Consider the following 15,632-nt stretch of genomic DNA (forward strand, 5'->3'; position numbering starts at 1 on the left):
ATCTCCAGGTCGGGTACCGGTGGGAGGTGGACGTGGGCCGTCCTTCGGTCCGGTATCGCTCGGCCGGCGCAGGCGGTTGGCGGGGAGGTCACCTCATGCCAGGTCGTCGGCCAGCCGGACACCCGTCACCGGCCAGCGGGCGCCGGGCGGGAAGAAGTTCCGATAGGTGGCGCGTGCGTGTCCCGGCGGGGTCAGCGCGCAACCGCCGCGCAGGACCATCTGGCCGGACATGAACTTTCCGTTGTACTCGCCGATGGCGCCGGCTGCAGGATGGAATCCCGGGTAGGGGAGGTACGCCGACGATGTCCATTCCCAGCAGTCGCCGAACAACTGTCGAAGTCCACCGGTCGGCGGACCGGCCGAGCGCGGGTGCCAGGACTCGGTGTCGGACAGGCTCGCCGGACCGGCATCCTCGAGTGTGGCGGCATGCTCCCATTCGGCCTCGGTCGGGAGTCGCTTGCCTGCCCAGGCCGCGAAGGCGTCCGCCTCGTAGTGGCTGACGTGGCACACCGGCAGCGCCGGGTCGACGGGGAAGGTGCCGTGCAGCGTGTGCTCGAGCCAGGCGCCGTCGACCTGGCTCCAGTAGAAGGGCGCACCCCAGGCCTCGGCGGTGACGCGGGCCCAGCCGTCGGAGAGCCAGAGCTCCGGGCGCCGGTAGCCGCCGTCGGCGATGAAGTCCAACCACTCCCCGTTGGTGACCAGCCGATCGCCCATCCGGAAGGGCGGCAGGTACTGCTGGTGGCGGGGCAGCTCGTTGTCGAAGCAGAAGCCGCCACCCTCGTGGCCCAGCTCGACGAGCCCGCCGTCGTACTCGCGCCAACCCAGCGGCGTCGGATCCACGACGACAGGGGGTCGCCCCGCGTACACGGGTCGGAGCGGGTTGAGCGACAGCACGTGCTTGATGTCCATCAGCAGCAGCTCCTGGTGCTGCTGCTCGTGGTGGAACCCGAGCTCGATGGTCGGCAGCAGCTTCGCGACGGCGCCGTCGTCGAGTCGGTCGAGGAGCTCGTGGATCCGGTCATCGACGTTGGAGCGGTAGATGCCGACGTCGTGGGCACCCGGGCGGCTGATCACCCCACGCATCGGTCGGCTGTAGCGGGGGCCGACCGCCTCGTAGTAGCTGTTGAACAGGAACCAGTACGTGTCCTGGAACGGGGTGAAGCCGGGCTCGTGGTCGGCGAGCACGAAGGTCTCGAAGAACCACGTCACGTGCGCGCGATGCCACTTGGTGGGCGAGACGTCCGGCATCGACTGGACGGTCTGGTCCTCAGGGGAGAGCGGCGCGGACAGCCGTTCGGTGTAGGTGCGTACCTGGTCGTAGCGGCGCAACAGGTCCGAGACGTCGACGCTCATGGGGACACATTCTGGCACCCGACCATGAGCCCGGACCGTGTGCTGGCTTACAGAGGCTCGGTAGGTCGATGGACGGGCCTACCCAGCCACAACCCCCCGAGGATCCCCAGGCCGGCCATGAGCACAGTCTCGGTGAGCGCCGTGCCCCCCAGGAGAGCCGGACCGGCGAGTGCGTCGGCGGCAGCCAGCGTCCCGGTGGCCAGCGCGACGAGCGCCATTCCGCCGGCGGCCGCGAGCAGCCCGACGGACCAGGAGGTACGCCGCCCGGCGGCGCGGACGCCCACTGGCCACGCGAGTGCCGCAACCAGTGGTGCCAGGTGGTAGGTGGTGGTCGGGTTCGCCAAGGCCAGGGCGAGCCACGCACTTGTGGCCAGGACGCCCCAGGCCGCTCCCCGGAGGATGCCCGCATCTGGGTCGGGACCCGCGTACGGCCCGGGCCGCCTGGATCCGATGGCTCCGCCCCGGTCTCGCTCCGGCGCGGGCCGGGCGCGCCGACCGCGGCGACCACGTCGGCCGCGCTCGGGTTCACCAGGCCCCGGCCCCCGATCACCACGGTCGGGACCGTCTCGTTGCCGCGCGCGTGGGACCGGACGACCGCGGCAGCCTCCCGGTCCTCCCAGATGTTGATCTCGGTGCGCTCCACGCCGGCCCGATCGAGTTCGCGACGCAGCGTATGGCAGAACCCGCAGCCCGGCCGCCAGTAGAGGACGACGTCGCCGGGCGCCGTCACCGCTGGGCCGCCCGGAGATCGCGCACCGCGTCCTGGATGCCGCGGTGGAAGGTCGGGTATGCGTAGATCATCTGCTCCAGAGCGGCGACCGGCACTTTCGCGTGCACGACCACGGCGAGCGCACCGAGCACCTCGCCGCCAGCGGGTCCCGTAGACGTTGCTCCCACGAGAAGGTCGCTGTGGGCGTCGACGACGAGCTTGATCAGCCCTTCGTTCCCCGCCCGGTGCAGCCAGCCTCGGGCCGAGGACGGAACCAGCGCGATACCCGTCGCGACCGTGATGCCTCGAGCCCGGGCCTGGGCCTCGGTGAGTCCGACCGCGCCCACCTCCGGATCGGTGAACGACACCCGGGGCAGGGCGTGGTAGTCCGCCGCCGGCCCGGCCTTGCCGAGGATCTCCCGCACGACGATGTCGGCCTGGTAGGTCGCGACGTGGGTGAAGGCGCCCTTGCCGGTGATGTCGCCGACCGCCCACACGCCCTCGGTGACCCGCATCCGGTCGTCGACCGGGAGTGGCCCGGGCTCCCCGCCGAGCCCGAGCGCAGCCCGCTCCTCTGCCGGCAGGTGGGGGCGGCGGCCAGTGGCGACCAGGACCTGGTCGACCACGATCGTCTCGCGGCCCTCCAGATGGACACGGAACTGGCCGCCACCGTGCTCCACGCCGGTGACCCGGGCCCCGAGCTCGAGGGCGATGGACTCCGCGGTGAACACCTCGGCGACGACGTCGCCCGCCTCCGGCTCCTCGAGCGGCAGCAGCCGGTCGGCGGCCTCGACGATGGTCACCCGGACGCCGAACCTCGCGAAGACCTGACCGATCTCGCAGCCGATGGCGCCGCCTCCGATGACCGCGAGCTGGCCGGGCAGCTCCTCGACGGCGACGGCCTCACGGTTCGTCCAGTACGGCGTCTCGGCCAGGCCGGGGATCGGAGGTGCCGCGGCGCCGGTGCCGGCGGCGATGACCAGCGCGCTCCGGGCCTCGATCACGCCGACGCCGGGCACGTCGACGTGCCGTGGACCGAGGATGCGGGCGCTGCCGCGGACGAACCGGCCACCCTTCCCGACGAAGCGGTCGACCGCTACCCGGTCGTTCCAGTTGTCGGTCGCCTCGTCGCGGATCCGCTTCGCCACGAGCCGCCAATCGGGTACGACGCCCTCGACGGTGCCGGCGAGGCCCGGGAGGCGCCGGGCCTCGGCGAGCAGGTTGCCCGCACGCACCATCATCTTGCTGGGGATGCAGCCCCAGTACGGGCACTCGCCGCCGACCAGGTCCGCCTCGATGCCGATCACGTCGAGGCCGGCGTCGGCGAGCTGGCCGGCGACCGATTCGCCGCCGACCCCCAGCCCGACGACCACCACGTCGGCGGTGTCAGCCGCCGACGTGGTCAGCACGTGGCACCTTCCGGTGCGTCGAACGACTCGGGCTCGTGGCCGCCGTGCTGGTCCGGCGCGGGTCGTACCTCGACGCCGCGCCAGAAGGCGACCCGGTCCGCCACCATCTGAGCCATCCGGCTCGGCTCCGGGTAGTACCAGACTGCGTCCGTGCTGGCCATGTCGCCGACGTTGACCGAGTAGTAGGACGCCATGCCCTTCCAGGCGCAGCGAGTGTGGGTGCCGCTCGCCTCGACGTACTCGGCGCGCAGTGACGACGCCGGGAAGTAGTGGTTGCCCTCCACGACCACGGTGTCGTCACTCTCCGCGATCACGGTGCCGTTGAGGACGGCCTGCATCTTGGTACTCATGGCTACTCCTTGGTGGGTTGCTCCGGGGGGCTGTGGGGGGACCGAGCCTTCGGACGCCGGCGTCGACGTTCGGCATCCGGCGGGTGACCCAGGGACGGCTGCTGCGGCTGCTCACGCGTGCTCGGCCGTCTCGGGGACGGGTTCGGCGACCGGACCGGGCTGCAGGCACCCCAGGAGTCTGCTGAACCGCCAGGAGGTGATCTGTAAGCGCGCTCACCGTCGGCGGGGTGCTTCGGCGGCCAGATTCGGCCGGGTGCAGCGATCTCCCTGGAATCCGGCCGAGACCGACCCGTTCTCGTGGAACACGTGGTGGGGGGCCACCTGGATCGTCGTGACCGGGCGCACCCGTCGGCCCGCCCTTCGAATCGCGCTGGTGGTCGGCACGCTGCTCTCGGTGGTCAACCAGACCGGGACCGTGATCCACGCGGCCGTGTCAGCGGAGTCGGCGCTCCGTATCGCGGCGAACTACGCCATCCCCTACGTCGTCGCCAGCGTGGGATTCCTCAGCGCCCACGGACGCGCACGTGAAGGGAGCCCGTGAGCGACTCGCGATGGCGCTGCGGCGTCCGGCCGGCACCCTGGCTGCGAGGCGTGGAGCGCCGGGGCTAGTCGCCGCTCAACGCCTGTAGGCCCTCTCGGTTCAAGACGGTGATCCGGCCGCGACCGAGTGTGATGAGCCCCTGGTCCGCCAACTCGCCGAGGACCTTGGTCGTGGTCTCTCGAGACGTCGCCGCGAGCGCGGCGAGCTGCTCGTGGGTGAGCCTGACCTGGATGCCGCGGCCGAGCGGTCGCCCCGAGGCGGCGGAGGCGAGGGTGACGAGGGCGCCGGCGATGCGTTCGGGGACGGACTTGAAGACGGCATCGGAGAACTTCTGCTCCAGCTCGCCGATGCGACGGCCCAAGGTCTCCGAGATCCGCGCCGAGATCCTCGGGTCACCGAGGAGGAGGCGGCGCACGTCGGCCTTGGTCATCACACAGACGACGACGTCGTCCAGTGCCTCGGCGAAGCTGTCGTGCATCTGTTGTCCGACGATGACCATCTCGCCGAAGATCGTGCCCGGGTCGATGATCGCGGTGGTGAGTGCGCGTCCGTCGGGGGACACGCGGAAGATGCGGATCCGCCCCTTCTTGAGGATGAAGAGGGTCTCCAGTGGCTGGTGCGGGGTGTACACGAGCGCGCCCGAGGCATACATCCTCATCGGCGCGGCCTGCGCCATCGCGTCCATCTCCCCGTCGTCGAGGTCGCAGAAGATGTCCACCTCGGACATGCACCAGAGCCGGTCCGGGCCGGCGGCGGCACGCTCGATCTCCACGTCGTCCTCTCTGCGGGCGGGCGACCAGGGGCGGGCGCCGCCCGCCAGGTCCTCCGGGTCGGTGATCGTCAGGCAGTGGGGTGGTTCGGGTCCCATCGTGTCATCCTCGTCGGGCCGTGGGGCGAATGCTTTCGGGGTGGGAGGGAGAGGTCGGCCCGGATGGCCGAGCACGCCACCCGTGCCGACCTCAACGGTCAGTGGGCGTGGACCGGGGTGGACGCCGCAGCGGTCCTGGTGCGGGCCGCGCCGGTGACGAGGAGACCGAGGACCGCGCCGTAGATCAGGTGCTCGATGATGAAGGTGCCCCAGCCGGCCATCTCGGCCATGTTCTCGATCGGGTCGCCGCTGTCGAACATCGCGGCTGCGATCGGGAGCACGACGTACGCGCTCAGCGCGAAGACGACGAAGCCATAGACGACGCCGATCCCCGCGAGCACCACGCCGCCGAGGCGGAGTCGGTTGGCGAGCACGCCGAACACCGCGCCGTACGCGGCGCCGGTCATCATGTGGATCACGGCGCCGAGGGTCGCCGGTCCGGCCAGGAACGTGAACGCGTCGCCGCTCTGCTGGTCGGCCATCATCGACCTCATCATGTCGGCGTCGTCGGTGAGGAGGGACGCGATGTGGTACATCGGGGTGAAGAAGCCGGTGTCCTTGGTGTAGGCGGCGAGCATCGCGTACATCGCCATCACCACGGAGGCGATCACGCCGGCGACGGCGCCGATGACGACGGCTCGGCGAAGGCTGGCGGTGCTGGTGGAGGGGGTCATGGTGGGCGCTCCTTGTCGATCGCCCGGCCCACGTGGGCCAGGTTCTCCACCGAGTGTTCCGACGCTCGACCGGACCGTCGGTGAGCGCGCTCACACAGTGCCTCGCCGTCGTGGGCCGGGGACCCGCAGTACGCAACGTGTGCGGACTTACACCTCACCGCACCTGGCCCGGGAATGCTGGCCGGGGACCCGGACACCGACCCACAAGGAGCCCCACGTGACCGCCGAGCCGACCGCCGTCGTACCGCTCGACCTGCCACTGTCCACCTCCGAGGGTGTACCGGTCGCGCTGGCGAGCGTCCTCGGCCACCGCCTCACCATCGTGCAGCTGGTGCGCTACTTCGGCTGCCTGCCGTGCCAGGAATGGCTGGTCCACCTCGATCGGGCCGCTGACGAGCTCGGCCGGCAGGACGTGGGCGCGATCGCGATCGGAGGGTCCGCCGACTACCAGGCACGGTGGCTCCGCGAGGAGAAGGGTGTCGGGCTGCCGCTGCTGCTGGATCCCGAGCATCGGTTCCGTGGCCACGTGGGGGCCTCGGACGCGCTCGGCTGGCGCCTGCTCGACCCGCGCGGCGCGACCGCGTACGCCCGGTCCCTGACCAACGGGTTCCGGCCCCAGCGCATCACCCGAGATACGGCGCGCAGCCCGGGTGTCGTCGTCCTCGACTCGACCGGGACGGTCCGGTGGCGCCACATCGGCACCCGGATCGGCCACTACCCGGCGCTGGAGGAGGTGCGGACCGCCGTCGGCCGGCTGCGGTGAGCTCGCGGGAGCGCCGCGTCGCCACGGAGAGCCCGGTCCCCTCCGTCCGGGCGGCCAGCCGTTCCTGGAGGCGTGCTGCGGTGGCGACGGCCGGGTCGGTGGCCCGGCCACGGACTGTGAGCACGCTCACCGTGGCGGCACGGCGCGTGGCTACCGTGGGGCGCATGACCGAAAGCCGCTCCGGCCACCCGCTTCCCAGCACCGACCACCCGGTCAGCCCGGACGGGGCGCGGAGACCGGTGCTGCTGGTCTTCGATGTCAACGAGACGCTCTCGGACATGTCCGCGATCGGCCGCCGATTCGAGGACGTCGGGGCGCCCGCGAACCTGGCGAAGACGTGGTTCGCCGGACTCCTCCGAGACGGGTTCGCCCTGACTGCCGTCGATGCGTGCGAGCCCTTCGCGAGGATCGCCGCCGAGACCCTGCGAGTCGCCCTGCACGACCAGCCGTTGGACCGCGGCATCGACGACGCGATCCAGCACGTCATGCAGGGCTTCTCCAGTCTCCCGGTACACCCCGACGTCCCCAACGGGATCCGCGTCCTGAGCAGCCTGGGGATCCGCCTGGTGACGCTGAGCAACGGGTCCGCGTCGGTCGCCGAGGCGCTGTTCGAACGCGCTGGGATCGGCGCGCACTTCGACGCGCTCCTTTCCGTCGAGGACGTCGGCGCGTGGAAGCCCGCGGCCGCCGCGTACGCCTACGCGCTCGAGCGGACCCAGGTGGATCCCATGGACGCGATGCTGGTCGCCGTCCACCCGTGGGACATCGACGGTGCCGCGCGCGCCGGACTCGCGACCGCCTGGATCAACCGGTCCGGCGGCCCCTATCCCGCGTACTTCCGGGCCCCTGACCTGGCCGCACGGTCGCTGACCGAGTTGGGCGACCAGCTGCGGTGACCCGGTCGTCAGCGAGGACCCGGTCAGAGAGGCGGCGCGGCCGGCAGGTCGAGCTCGGTCTCCACGAAGTGGTTGAAGTAGTTCGTGAAGAGGTTCGCGGTCACGTGGACCGACAGCTCGGTCAGCTCCTCGTCGGTCCACCCCGCATCGAGCGCAGCCTGCCAGGTCGCGTCCTGGACCGAGCCCACGTTCCGGGTATAGGCGCGGGCCACCGCCAGGAGCGCGGCGAGGCGGTCGTCGAAGTCCACGGCGTCGCGTCGGATCGCGACCATCTCGTCGTCGGACAGCCCGGCAGCCCTCCCGCCACCGGTGTGGGCAGCCTGGCAGTACGAGCAGCCGTCGACGACGGCGACCGCCAGCGCGATCGCCTCCCGGGTGCGCCCGTCGAAGGACCCGTGGTCCGCGATCGCCCGCTGGAGCGCGGTATAGGCATGGAGCACCACAGGGGAGTGCGCCATCTCGGCGTGGATGTTCAAGACCTTGCCGTACCTCGCTTCGAGTGCCTTCAGCTGGTCCCGGCTCGCCTCCGGGGCGCTGGCAACTGTGTGAGCGGGAATGCGGGGCATGGTGATCCTCCTGTGGTGTCGCGTACGTGCTTCCTGACTTCGGGGCAACGGCCCGGGGCGCCGCCGGCGTCCCGGAGTGTCATCCGGCGCACACTCTTCGGGCCGGACGTGGCACATCGACCCGGGAGGACCGATGGGCCAGCATGACCAACGATCGGCCGCCTTCCGCGAGGCGCTGTGGGTGTCGCGGTGCGTGGGACGCGCGGAGACGACTCCGCTCCGTCCGGAGGACGTCGAGGAGCTGGCGAGCTTCATCCGGGTGCGCACCCTGGCTGCCGGCGAACCGCTGGGGCGCGTCGGCGACCAGCCTGAGGCGGTGCACATCGTCCGGGACGGCTGCCTGGAGCTGGCGGTCCACGGAGCGACGGGCCGACTCGTCATCCAGACCCTGCGGCCGGGCGACATCGACGGCGACATCCAGCTGCTGCTGGGTCAGCCGATGCCGTACGAGACCCGAGCGAACACCAGCACCACCTGCCTGATCCTGGACCGGGCGGCGTTCGAGAAGCTTCTTGCCACCCACCCGCAGCTGTCCCGGCGGTGGTTGACCAGCGTGTCGCAGCGCCTCGCCCGGTCCCACTCACGGCTGACCAACCTGCTCGGGCAGCCACTCGAGGTCCAGGTCGCGCAGCTCCTCCTCGAGGAGCGCGTCGACGACGTGGTGAATCTGACGCAGACGACCGTGGCGGCGCTGCTGGGGGTCCGCAGACCCTCGATCAACCGCGTCCTCCGGAGGTTCGCCGACGATGGCCTGGTGGGAGTGGCATATGGAAGGGTGCGCATCCTCGATGCCGAGGCACTGACGACACTGACGGCTCAGGGGTCATGAGCGCTCGACGAGGATGTGGCAGACGGCAGCCGCGTCGCACTCGGCCGGGTCGAGGTGGTCGCTGCGGGAGATGAGACGCTCGAGCTCGCCGGTCAGCAGCTCGAGCTCGCGCACCCGCGCACGAACGTCGTCGAGTCTGGCGGACAGCAGCGTGGTGACGTGGGTGCACGGCACCGTGCCGGCGTCTCGCAGGTCGACGATGCCACGGATCTCGGCCAGGGTGAGGCCCGATGCCTGAGCGGTCCGGATGAACCTGAGCCGGTCCAGCGCGACGTCGTCGTAGACGCGGTAGCCGTTGGCCTCCCGTGGCGACCTCGGGAGCAAGCCCTCGCGCTCGTAGAACCTGACGGTCTGGGCGGTCACGCCCGCCGTCTCGGCCAGCCGCCCGATGAGCATGGTCCCGATCGTAGCTCTTGACCTTGTAGTGCGGATCAAGGTCTAGGTTCGGCGACATGGACGTCACCCTGCTCTACTTCGAGGGCTGCCCGAACTGGAAGACCGCCGACGAGCGACTCGCCGCGATCGCTGCCGGACGGCCCGACATCACGGTGACCCGTCGCCTCGTCGAGACGGTCGACGAGGCCGAGCAGCTCCGGTTCCACGGATCGCCCAGCATCCTGGTGGACGGCGCCGACGCATTCGCCGACGCCGGCACGGCGGTAGGGCTCTCCTGCCGGGTCTACCAGACACCCGCCGGGCTTGCCGGGGCACCCACCACCGAGCAGTTGGAAGCGGCCCTCGCCCTTGGGTGAGCGCGCTCCAGGGCTCGGTGTGGTCGCGCTCGCTGCCGCCGCCCTCGGCATCTGCTGCGGCCTCCCGCTGCTGGTGTCCAAGGCGCGGCTCTGGGTATCGGGCGAGAGCCGGATGGTGCGGCGTCACCGGGTCGTCGTCGGGCCTCAGAAGCCGTCGGCGACCACGACGGCGTCGTAGGAGAACGGCATCCGCGGGACCGTCGGCCGGCACTGCATCACCACCGCCTGGCCCGGCAGCACGGCCGGGCAGAAGCAGTCGATCTCCGCCAGCCACTCCGCATGGCCGCGGAAGATGAAGGCGTAGCGCAGCATCTGGGCGCTGTCGCCGGTGTTCGTGACCTCCAGGCCGGTGATCGTGACGTGGGGCCCGGTGACTGTGGTCGCCCGGGCCGCCTCCGTCGCGACCTTCCAGCCAGCCGCCGCCCGGAAGCCCGCCAGCACGAACGCCTCCCCTTCCTGCACCTCCATCCGCACCACGTCGGCGACCGGGGCGGGCGCTGCTTGGAACGCGGTCCCCACCTGCTGGGCGAGACCGCCGACCGCCGCGAGGCAGCCGCCGACCAGCAGGACCAGCGAGAGGACGAGGCCGATCGCGACGACGCGCAGCGGGTCGTGGGACTTCGCCGGTGGCCTGGCGTAGAAGCCCCACGGCGTCAGCTGGGGGCCCGGTTCGGGCCGGTGGTGCCGACGGAACATGGTGCAACGGCTTCCTTCGGGCGGGTGCCCGGTCGACTCCACGCTATGCCTGGTTCGGATGCTCCGCAGCCGAACCGGCACCAGTTTTGCGTGATGTGCGACATTGTTCGGTCCTTCTTGAACGAATTTCCGTCTGTCGTCCTCAGCCCACCCCGGCGCGAGCGGCGAGCTCGACGCGCAGCGCACCGGCGGCCTGGAGGAGGACCTCGCGGCCCGACCGACCCACGCCGGTGGCGTTCACGATCCCGTGGATCAGGCCGCTGTGCCGCTGCAGGGAGACGCGGACCCCGGCCTCCCGCAGCCGTCTCGCGTAGGCCTCGCCCTCGTCGCGCAGCGGGTCGAAGCCGGCGACGACGACGTACGCCGGGCACAGCCCGGAGAGGTCCCCGGCGAGGAGTGGCGACACGCGTGGGTCGAGCGCCAGGTCGGGATCGTTCAGGTAGTGGTCCCGGTACCAGTCCATCTGCGCCTCGGTGAGGAAGTAGCCCTCGGCGAACAGCGTGTACGACGGGTGCTTGGTGGAGAGGTCGGTGACCGGGAAGAACAACAGCTGGAAGGCGGGCTCCGGGCCGGTCGCCGCATGGGTCACCTGGGCGACCACGGCGGCGAGGTTCCCGCCGGCGCTCTCGCCTCCGACGCCGATCGCGACGGGGTCGACGCCCCAGGCCTCCGCCTCGACGACGGCGGCGCGGAAGGCGTCGACGGCGTCGTTCACGGCCGCCGGGAACGGGTGCTCGGGCGCCAGCCGGTAGTCGACCGACAGAATCGCGATCCCGGCGTGCACGGCCAGGAACCGGCAGGCGGAGTCGGAGGCGTCGAGCCCGCCGAGGACCCAACCGCCGCCGTGGAAGTAGACCAGGAGGGCGGCGGGATCGCTCAGCCCCTCGGGGCGATAGAGCCGGGCCGGGATCGGGCCGTCGCGCCCGTCGAGGGTGAGGTCGCGCACCGTCCCGACCGGGAGCTGGTCGCCGAAGATCCAGGCCTCGCTGCTGATCTGGGCCCGTCCCTCCTGGAGCGGCAGTGTCTCGAAGGTCGGTCCGCCGGCGAGCCGGAGCAGGCGTAGCGCGAGCTGCACCTCCGGGTGCAGCTGCTGGCCGTCGATCCGGGTCGGGCGCCCGGCGAGCAGGCGCTGTGCCGACGGTGGAAGGGCGCCGACGGTGCGCATCACGCGCCGCGCGATGCGGTCCTGGCGGGGGGTGGGTGTCGGGGCTCATCGGCTCCTCCTGGGACGTGGCTGCCGCGGTCCGTTGTGGGCGGCGTACAGGCGACGGTTGCGTCGGTAGATCCGGGTGAAGGTGCGGTACTGCCGGTCGTAGATCGCACCTCGTGCGGGGTCCGGCGTGAAGGTGCCGGTCGTCCGCACCAGGCCTGCGATCTCCTCCCAGGACACCAGCCCGAGCCCGACCGCGGCGGCGAGCGCCGCGCCGCGGGCGTTGGCCAGGATGGGGTCCTCGACCTGGTGGATGGTGCATCCGAGCACGTCGGCGAGGGTCTGGCACCAGAGGTCGGACCGGGCCCCGCCGCCGACGAACGCCAGCTCAGCGAACCCGCCCGGCAGGTCCTTGCCGAGGAACCGCTCGACCGACTCCTTCATCCAGCGCACGTTGAGGGCGATGCCCTCGAACACGCTGCGGGCGAGGTCGGCCCGGGTGGTGGTCAGCGAGACGTTGAACCAGCCGCCGCGCAGGAACGGATCGTCGACCGGGGTCCGCTCGCCGTTGAGCCACGGGGTGAACACGACGCCGTTGCTGCCCGGTGGGGCGGTGAGCGCGAGGGCGTTGAGTCGCTCGACGGCGTCCTCCGGCGCGGGATGCGCGTCGAGCATCCCGTCGTCGGGGTAGACGACCGAGTCGATCAGCCAGTCGATCGCCTTGCCGGCCACGTCCTGGATGGTCCCGATCCAGTAGCGGCCCGGCACGGCAGCGGGCAGCGAGGCGATGCTGCGCAGGACGTCGGTGCGCTTGAAGGGCACGTGGCAGCTCAGCCACGCGGACGTGCCGATGTAGAGGTGCCCGCGGTAGTCGTCGACCGCGCCGGCGCCGATGGCGGCGGCGATGCTGTCCGAGGTGCCCGTCACCACCTGGACGGCGGCCGGCAGGCCGAGCTCGGCGGCCGTCTCGGGGTGCAGTGGCCCGACCACGCTGGCCGGGGGCACGAGCTCCGGGAGCTTCGCGACGTCGATCCCGGTGCGCTCGGCGAGCGCGGCGTCCCAGTGCACCCGGTCGGGGTCCCGGTTGTCCGTGCACCAGCGCAGCGTCGAGGTGTCCGTGCCGGCGACCGCGCGGCCCGAGAGGCGCATCGTCAGGAACACCGGTACGTCGAGCAGGTAGGCGCTGGCGGCGTAGACCTCGGGCTCGTGGTGTCGCAGCCAGTGCGTCATCCCGACCGGGTCCTTGCCGGTCCGGCTGGGTGCTCCGCCCGTCTTGCGCAGCCAGTCCCGCAGCCGCCTGGCGTCGTACCCGGCGCCGGGGATCGCGAGCAGCCCGCCGGTGACCTCCTGGGAGTACGGCGCGCCGCGGCTGTCCATCCAGATCAGCGCGTTGCGCAGCGGGCGACCGGTGTCGTCGACGGGGACCAGGCCGCCCCACTGGGCGCCGACGCAGATCGCGGCCACCTCATCCACGGGGGCCAGTCCGCGCGCGAGCAGCCGGCGGGTCGCGGTCACGATGGCCGACCACCACTGGTCCGGGTCCTGCTCGGCCCCACCGTCGGGGGTGAGCAGCAGCTCGACCTTCTCGGCCTCGAATCCGAGGACCTGACCCCGGGCCGTGGTGAGCGCGACCTTCGGCCCGCCGGTGCCGAGGTCGACGCCGATCAGGTAGGGCCCGGGCCCCGGCAGCGCCGGGGCCGGACGCTGCGGCGTCACACGCCCTCGACGAGGGCGAAGACGCGGTCGAACCGCTCGAGCGCGTCGTCGATGACCTCGTCGGTGTCGGCCATCGAGGTGTACAGGCGCGATCCGGCCAGCGTGATGATGCCGTGGGCGGCGTACGCCGCGCCCAGCTGCTCCATCAGGTGCTTGCGCGGCTTGCTCTCCTTGAGCAGCTTGACGGGGTTGCGCATGTCGAGCAGCATCACGCCGCTGCACTGCAGGTGCACGATCGAGCCCTGGTTGTAGGCCACGTAGGGCAGGCCGTAGTGGTCGATGAGCCGCTGCAGGCCGTGCGCGAGCCGGTCGCCGGCGGCGCCGGCCACGACCGGCGCGTTGGTGCGCGCCATCTCCTCGATCGCGAAGTGCCCCGCCGCGCAGGAGAGCGGGTTGGCGGAGAGGGTGCCGCCGACCAGCACGTGGGCGCCGTTCTTGCCGTCCAGGCCCGAGCCGAACACGGACATCACCTCCGCGCTCCCGCCGACGCCGCCCGCCATCGGGTACCCGCCGGCCACCGCCTTGCCGAGCACGGTCAGGTCGGGGGTGACCCCGAAGTACCCGGCGGCCCCGCCCATGCCGACCCGGAACCCGGTCACGACCTCGTCGAAGACCAGCAGAGCGCCGAACTCGTCGCACAGCTCTCGGACCCGGGCGTTGTAGTCGCGCGGTGCCGGCCGGGTCCCGGACTCGGGTCCCAGCGGCTCCACGATCACCGCGGCCGTGCCGCCTCGGGCACGGTTCTCGATCAGCTTGCGGCGCAGCTGGCCGACGTCGTGCGGGAAGCTCTCCCGGGTGCCCGCGGTGGCTCCGAACGGGATGCCCTTCGCGTTCATCCGGAAGGTCCCGGGGACGCGCAGCCCGTAGACCATGGAGTCGGACCAGCCGTGGTAGGCGCCCCCGACCTTGATCACCATGTGCTTGCCGGTCCGCACGCGCGCGGCGCGTACGGCGGCCATCACGGCCTCGGTGCCCGACCCGAGCGAGCGGTACATCTCGACGTGGGGGAGGTACCGGTTGATCGACTCGGCGAGCTTGAGCTCGTACTCGTGGAAGAGGCCCGTGACCGGTCCGGACTCGCGGATCACCTCCGACACCTTCTCGTTCACCGGGCCGTAGTTGCTGCCCAGGATCGTCGGACCGCCGGCTTGGAGGAAGTCGACGTAGACGTTGCCGTCCCGGTCGGTGAGGTGCGCGCCCTCGGCGCGGTCGATGGCGAGGGGGAAGGGGTAGTTGAACGCGAGGTTGTGCTGCACCCCGCCCGGGATCCGGGTCTTCGCCCGGTCGGTGAGCTCCTTGCTCGCCGCGCACTTGGCGTCGAACCAGGCGAGCACGTCGAGCAGGGCGTCGTGCCTGAGGCCGCGGACCGGCTGGCTCGTCAGCGCCTTGATCCGTCGCATCACGGCGTCGACGTCGGGGTAGTCGCTGATCGCGTAGCCCAGGCTCGCCGCGTCCGCTCCTGCCGCGGCGGTCGCACGGTCGGGGGGTACGGCGACCGGGGCGGTCCGGACCCGCGCGGCGACCGCGTCGGCACTGGGTGCCGGCTCCTCGACCAGGTCCCGGTCGACCGGCACGAACTGCTCGACCTGCGCGGCGATCCGCCTCTGGTCGCTCTTGAGCTTGGTGAGCGCGATCTCGCGGATCGCGGTGGGGATCGTGTACACCTTCCCGGTCTCGGTCGTGAGTGCGAGGAGGTAGGCGAGGCAGACCTTCTCCAGCAGGGCCATGTTGAAGATCGCGCGGTCCGGGTCGGTCCCGACGGCCAGGATGCCGTGGTTGGCGATGATGAACGCGTTGGCCGAGGAGCCGAGCCGCTTCTCGACGTTCTTGGCCAGGAACGAGGTCCCGGCCGGGGCGTAGTCGATGATGGCCACCTCGCGCCCGAGGAAGCGCACCTGCTCGTCGGTCAGCGCCGGGATCGGCCGCCGCAGGAAGGCCAGGGCCGAGGCGTACGGCTGGTGGGTGTGGACGACGGCGTGCACGTCGGGCCGCTCGCGGTAGACCGCGGCGTGCAGCCCGGACTCGACGGTGGGGGGGAGCCCGGACCCGGCTGCCTCCGCCACGACCTTCCCCCCGAAGTCGAGGATGCAGATGTCCTCGGGGCGCATCCGGGCGTAGTCGTAGTTGCTGGGGGTCACGGCGAACCGGTCGTGGCCGGGCACGCGCACCGAGATGTTGCCCTCGGTGGCCTTGAGGTAGCCGCGCTCCAGGAGGGTCCGGCACATGTCGACGACGTGTCGCCTCGAGGGTTCGTGCAGCACAGCGGCCTCCAGGTAGGACGAGAGTCCAGGTCGGAAAGGTGACTGAGGCCAGGATGGCCCGATCGTGGGAGCGGGGCGAGGTGTCGCCGGTAGCGATCC

Annotated in this window: 17 protein-coding genes; 5 read left to right on the plus strand and 12 right to left on the minus strand. The window is 71.6% G+C overall.

What is annotated here, in order from left to right:
- Positions 1–93: 93 nt before the first annotated feature.
- Genes egtB through QMC84_RS06895 form a run of 4 tightly spaced genes read right to left on the minus strand, consistent with a single transcriptional unit; the run spans position 94 to position 3,821 of the window.
- The gene (gene egtB / locus QMC84_RS06885) at positions 94–1,353 is read right to left on the minus strand and encodes an ergothioneine biosynthesis protein EgtB (protein WP_300373190.1); all 1,260 of its coding nucleotides are present in this window, start codon (positions 1,351–1,353) and stop codon (positions 94–96) included.
- The gene (locus QMC84_RS22405; RefSeq protein ID WP_366145741.1) at positions 1,268–2,083 is read right to left on the minus strand and encodes a glutaredoxin domain-containing protein; all 816 of its coding nucleotides are present in this window, start codon (positions 2,081–2,083) and stop codon (positions 1,268–1,270) included. The genes egtB and QMC84_RS22405 overlap by 86 nt, the downstream gene beginning before the upstream one ends.
- On the minus strand, positions 2,080–3,471 hold the full coding sequence (locus QMC84_RS06890) for an NAD(P)/FAD-dependent oxidoreductase (protein ID WP_300373192.1): 1,392 nt from the start codon (positions 3,469–3,471) through the stop codon (positions 2,080–2,082). Before QMC84_RS06890 ends, QMC84_RS22405 begins: the two co-directional genes overlap by 4 nt.
- Positions 3,465–3,821 (minus strand): DUF427 domain-containing protein, encoded by a 357-nt coding sequence (locus QMC84_RS06895; protein ID WP_300373194.1) that lies wholly within the window; start codon positions 3,819–3,821, stop codon positions 3,465–3,467. The genes QMC84_RS06890 and QMC84_RS06895 overlap by 7 nt, the downstream gene beginning before the upstream one ends.
- 253 nt (positions 3,822–4,074) lie before the next feature.
- Between QMC84_RS06895 and nrtS the strand changes: the two genes are divergently transcribed.
- Positions 4,075–4,362: a nitrate/nitrite transporter NrtS gene (gene nrtS, locus QMC84_RS06900; protein ID WP_300373196.1), complete on the plus strand. Its 288-nt coding sequence runs from the start codon at positions 4,075–4,077 to the stop codon at positions 4,360–4,362.
- Positions 4,363–4,426: 64 nt separating this feature from the next.
- On the opposite strand, the gene QMC84_RS06905 is transcribed toward nrtS, so the two are convergent.
- A complete protein-coding gene (locus tag QMC84_RS06905; RefSeq protein ID WP_300373198.1) occupies positions 4,427–5,230 on the minus strand; it encodes a Crp/Fnr family transcriptional regulator in 804 nt (267 codons plus the stop codon).
- A gap of 98 nt (positions 5,231–5,328) precedes the next feature.
- Complete coding sequence (locus QMC84_RS06910) at positions 5,329–5,904, minus strand: hypothetical protein (protein WP_300373200.1); 576 nt, start codon at positions 5,902–5,904, stop codon at positions 5,329–5,331.
- 217 nt (positions 5,905–6,121) lie between these two features.
- Here QMC84_RS06910 and QMC84_RS06915 point away from each other — a divergent pair, with 217 nt between their 5' ends.
- Both QMC84_RS06915 and QMC84_RS06920 read left to right on the plus strand, forming a co-directional pair.
- Positions 6,122–6,667: a redoxin domain-containing protein gene (locus tag QMC84_RS06915; RefSeq protein WP_300373202.1), complete on the plus strand. Its 546-nt coding sequence runs from the start codon at positions 6,122–6,124 to the stop codon at positions 6,665–6,667.
- Positions 6,668–6,831: 164 nt separating this feature from the next.
- Positions 6,832–7,563 carry a haloacid dehalogenase type II gene (locus QMC84_RS06920; RefSeq protein WP_300373204.1) on the plus strand — a complete coding sequence of 244 codons (732 nt, stop codon included), beginning with the start codon at positions 6,832–6,834 and terminating at the stop codon, positions 7,561–7,563.
- Between the two features lie 23 nt (positions 7,564–7,586).
- Here QMC84_RS06920 and QMC84_RS06925 read toward each other — a convergent pair whose 3' ends face one another.
- The gene (locus QMC84_RS06925; RefSeq protein ID WP_300373206.1) at positions 7,587–8,129 is read right to left on the minus strand and encodes a carboxymuconolactone decarboxylase family protein; all 543 of its coding nucleotides are present in this window, start codon (positions 8,127–8,129) and stop codon (positions 7,587–7,589) included.
- Between the two features lie 133 nt (positions 8,130–8,262).
- Between QMC84_RS06925 and QMC84_RS06930 the strand changes: the two genes are divergently transcribed.
- On the plus strand, positions 8,263–8,958 hold the full coding sequence (locus QMC84_RS06930) for a Crp/Fnr family transcriptional regulator (protein WP_300373208.1): 696 nt from the start codon (positions 8,263–8,265) through the stop codon (positions 8,956–8,958).
- On the opposite strand, the gene QMC84_RS06935 is transcribed toward QMC84_RS06930, so the two are convergent.
- Positions 8,953–9,354 carry a heavy metal-responsive transcriptional regulator gene (locus tag QMC84_RS06935; protein ID WP_300373210.1) on the minus strand — a complete coding sequence of 134 codons (402 nt, stop codon included), beginning with the start codon at positions 9,352–9,354 and terminating at the stop codon, positions 8,953–8,955. The two genes, QMC84_RS06930 and QMC84_RS06935, sit on opposite strands and share 6 nt — an antisense overlap.
- Before the next feature lie 56 nt (positions 9,355–9,410).
- Between QMC84_RS06935 and QMC84_RS06940 the strand changes: the two genes are divergently transcribed.
- Positions 9,411–9,710: a thioredoxin family protein gene (locus QMC84_RS06940; protein ID WP_300373212.1), complete on the plus strand. Its 300-nt coding sequence runs from the start codon at positions 9,411–9,413 to the stop codon at positions 9,708–9,710.
- Positions 9,711–9,854: 144 nt separating this feature from the next.
- Here the strand turns inward: QMC84_RS06940 and QMC84_RS06945 are convergent, their stop codons facing one another.
- The 4 genes from QMC84_RS06945 to QMC84_RS06960 form a co-directional block, all read right to left on the minus strand.
- Positions 9,855–10,406, minus strand: coding sequence for a hypothetical protein (locus QMC84_RS06945; protein WP_300373214.1), 552 nt, complete (start codon positions 10,404–10,406; stop codon positions 9,855–9,857).
- A 142-nt stretch (positions 10,407–10,548) separates the two neighbouring features.
- Positions 10,549–11,571 carry an alpha/beta hydrolase gene (locus QMC84_RS06950; RefSeq protein ID WP_300373805.1) on the minus strand — a complete coding sequence of 341 codons (1,023 nt, stop codon included), beginning with the start codon at positions 11,569–11,571 and terminating at the stop codon, positions 10,549–10,551.
- 45 nt (positions 11,572–11,616) lie between these two features.
- On the minus strand, positions 11,617–13,272 hold the full coding sequence (locus QMC84_RS06955) for an FGGY-family carbohydrate kinase (RefSeq protein WP_300373216.1): 1,656 nt from the start codon (positions 13,270–13,272) through the stop codon (positions 11,617–11,619).
- Complete coding sequence (locus QMC84_RS06960; protein ID WP_300373218.1) at positions 13,269–15,533, minus strand: aminotransferase class III-fold pyridoxal phosphate-dependent enzyme; 2,265 nt, start codon at positions 15,531–15,533, stop codon at positions 13,269–13,271. Before QMC84_RS06960 ends, QMC84_RS06955 begins: the two co-directional genes overlap by 4 nt.
- Between the last annotated feature and the right edge of the window lie 99 nt (positions 15,534–15,632).

It is taken from the genome of Nocardioides sp., from assembly GCF_030019515.1.
Lineage (GTDB): Bacteria > Actinomycetota > Actinomycetes > Propionibacteriales > Nocardioidaceae > Nocardioides.

What these genes read in the sequence shown, in the direction of transcription:
- QMC84_RS06905 (WP_300373198.1), bottom strand. Translation starts at nt 5,230, where the DNA reads ATGGGACCCGAACCACCCCACTGCCTGACGATCACCGACCCGGAGGAC.
- egtB (WP_300373190.1), bottom strand. Translation starts at nt 1,353, where the DNA reads ATGAGCGTCGACGTCTCGGACCTGTTGCGCCGCTACGACCAGGTACGC.
- QMC84_RS06895 (WP_300373194.1), bottom strand. Translation starts at nt 3,821, where the DNA reads ATGAGTACCAAGATGCAGGCCGTCCTCAACGGCACCGTGATCGCGGAG.
- QMC84_RS06930 (WP_300373208.1), top strand. Translation starts at nt 8,263, where the DNA reads ATGGGCCAGCATGACCAACGATCGGCCGCCTTCCGCGAGGCGCTGTGG.
- QMC84_RS06920 (WP_300373204.1), top strand. Translation starts at nt 6,832, where the DNA reads ATGACCGAAAGCCGCTCCGGCCACCCGCTTCCCAGCACCGACCACCCG.
- QMC84_RS06950 (WP_300373805.1), bottom strand. Translation starts at nt 11,571, where the DNA reads ATGCGCACCGTCGGCGCCCTTCCACCGTCGGCACAGCGCCTGCTCGCC.
- QMC84_RS06940 (WP_300373212.1), top strand. Translation starts at nt 9,411, where the DNA reads ATGGACGTCACCCTGCTCTACTTCGAGGGCTGCCCGAACTGGAAGACC.
- QMC84_RS06935 (WP_300373210.1), bottom strand. Translation starts at nt 9,354, where the DNA reads ATGCTCATCGGGCGGCTGGCCGAGACGGCGGGCGTGACCGCCCAGACC.
- QMC84_RS06925 (WP_300373206.1), bottom strand. Translation starts at nt 8,129, where the DNA reads ATGCCCCGCATTCCCGCTCACACAGTTGCCAGCGCCCCGGAGGCGAGC.
- QMC84_RS06945 (WP_300373214.1), bottom strand. Translation starts at nt 10,406, where the DNA reads ATGTTCCGTCGGCACCACCGGCCCGAACCGGGCCCCCAGCTGACGCCG.
- QMC84_RS06910 (WP_300373200.1), bottom strand. Translation starts at nt 5,904, where the DNA reads ATGACCCCCTCCACCAGCACCGCCAGCCTTCGCCGAGCCGTCGTCATC.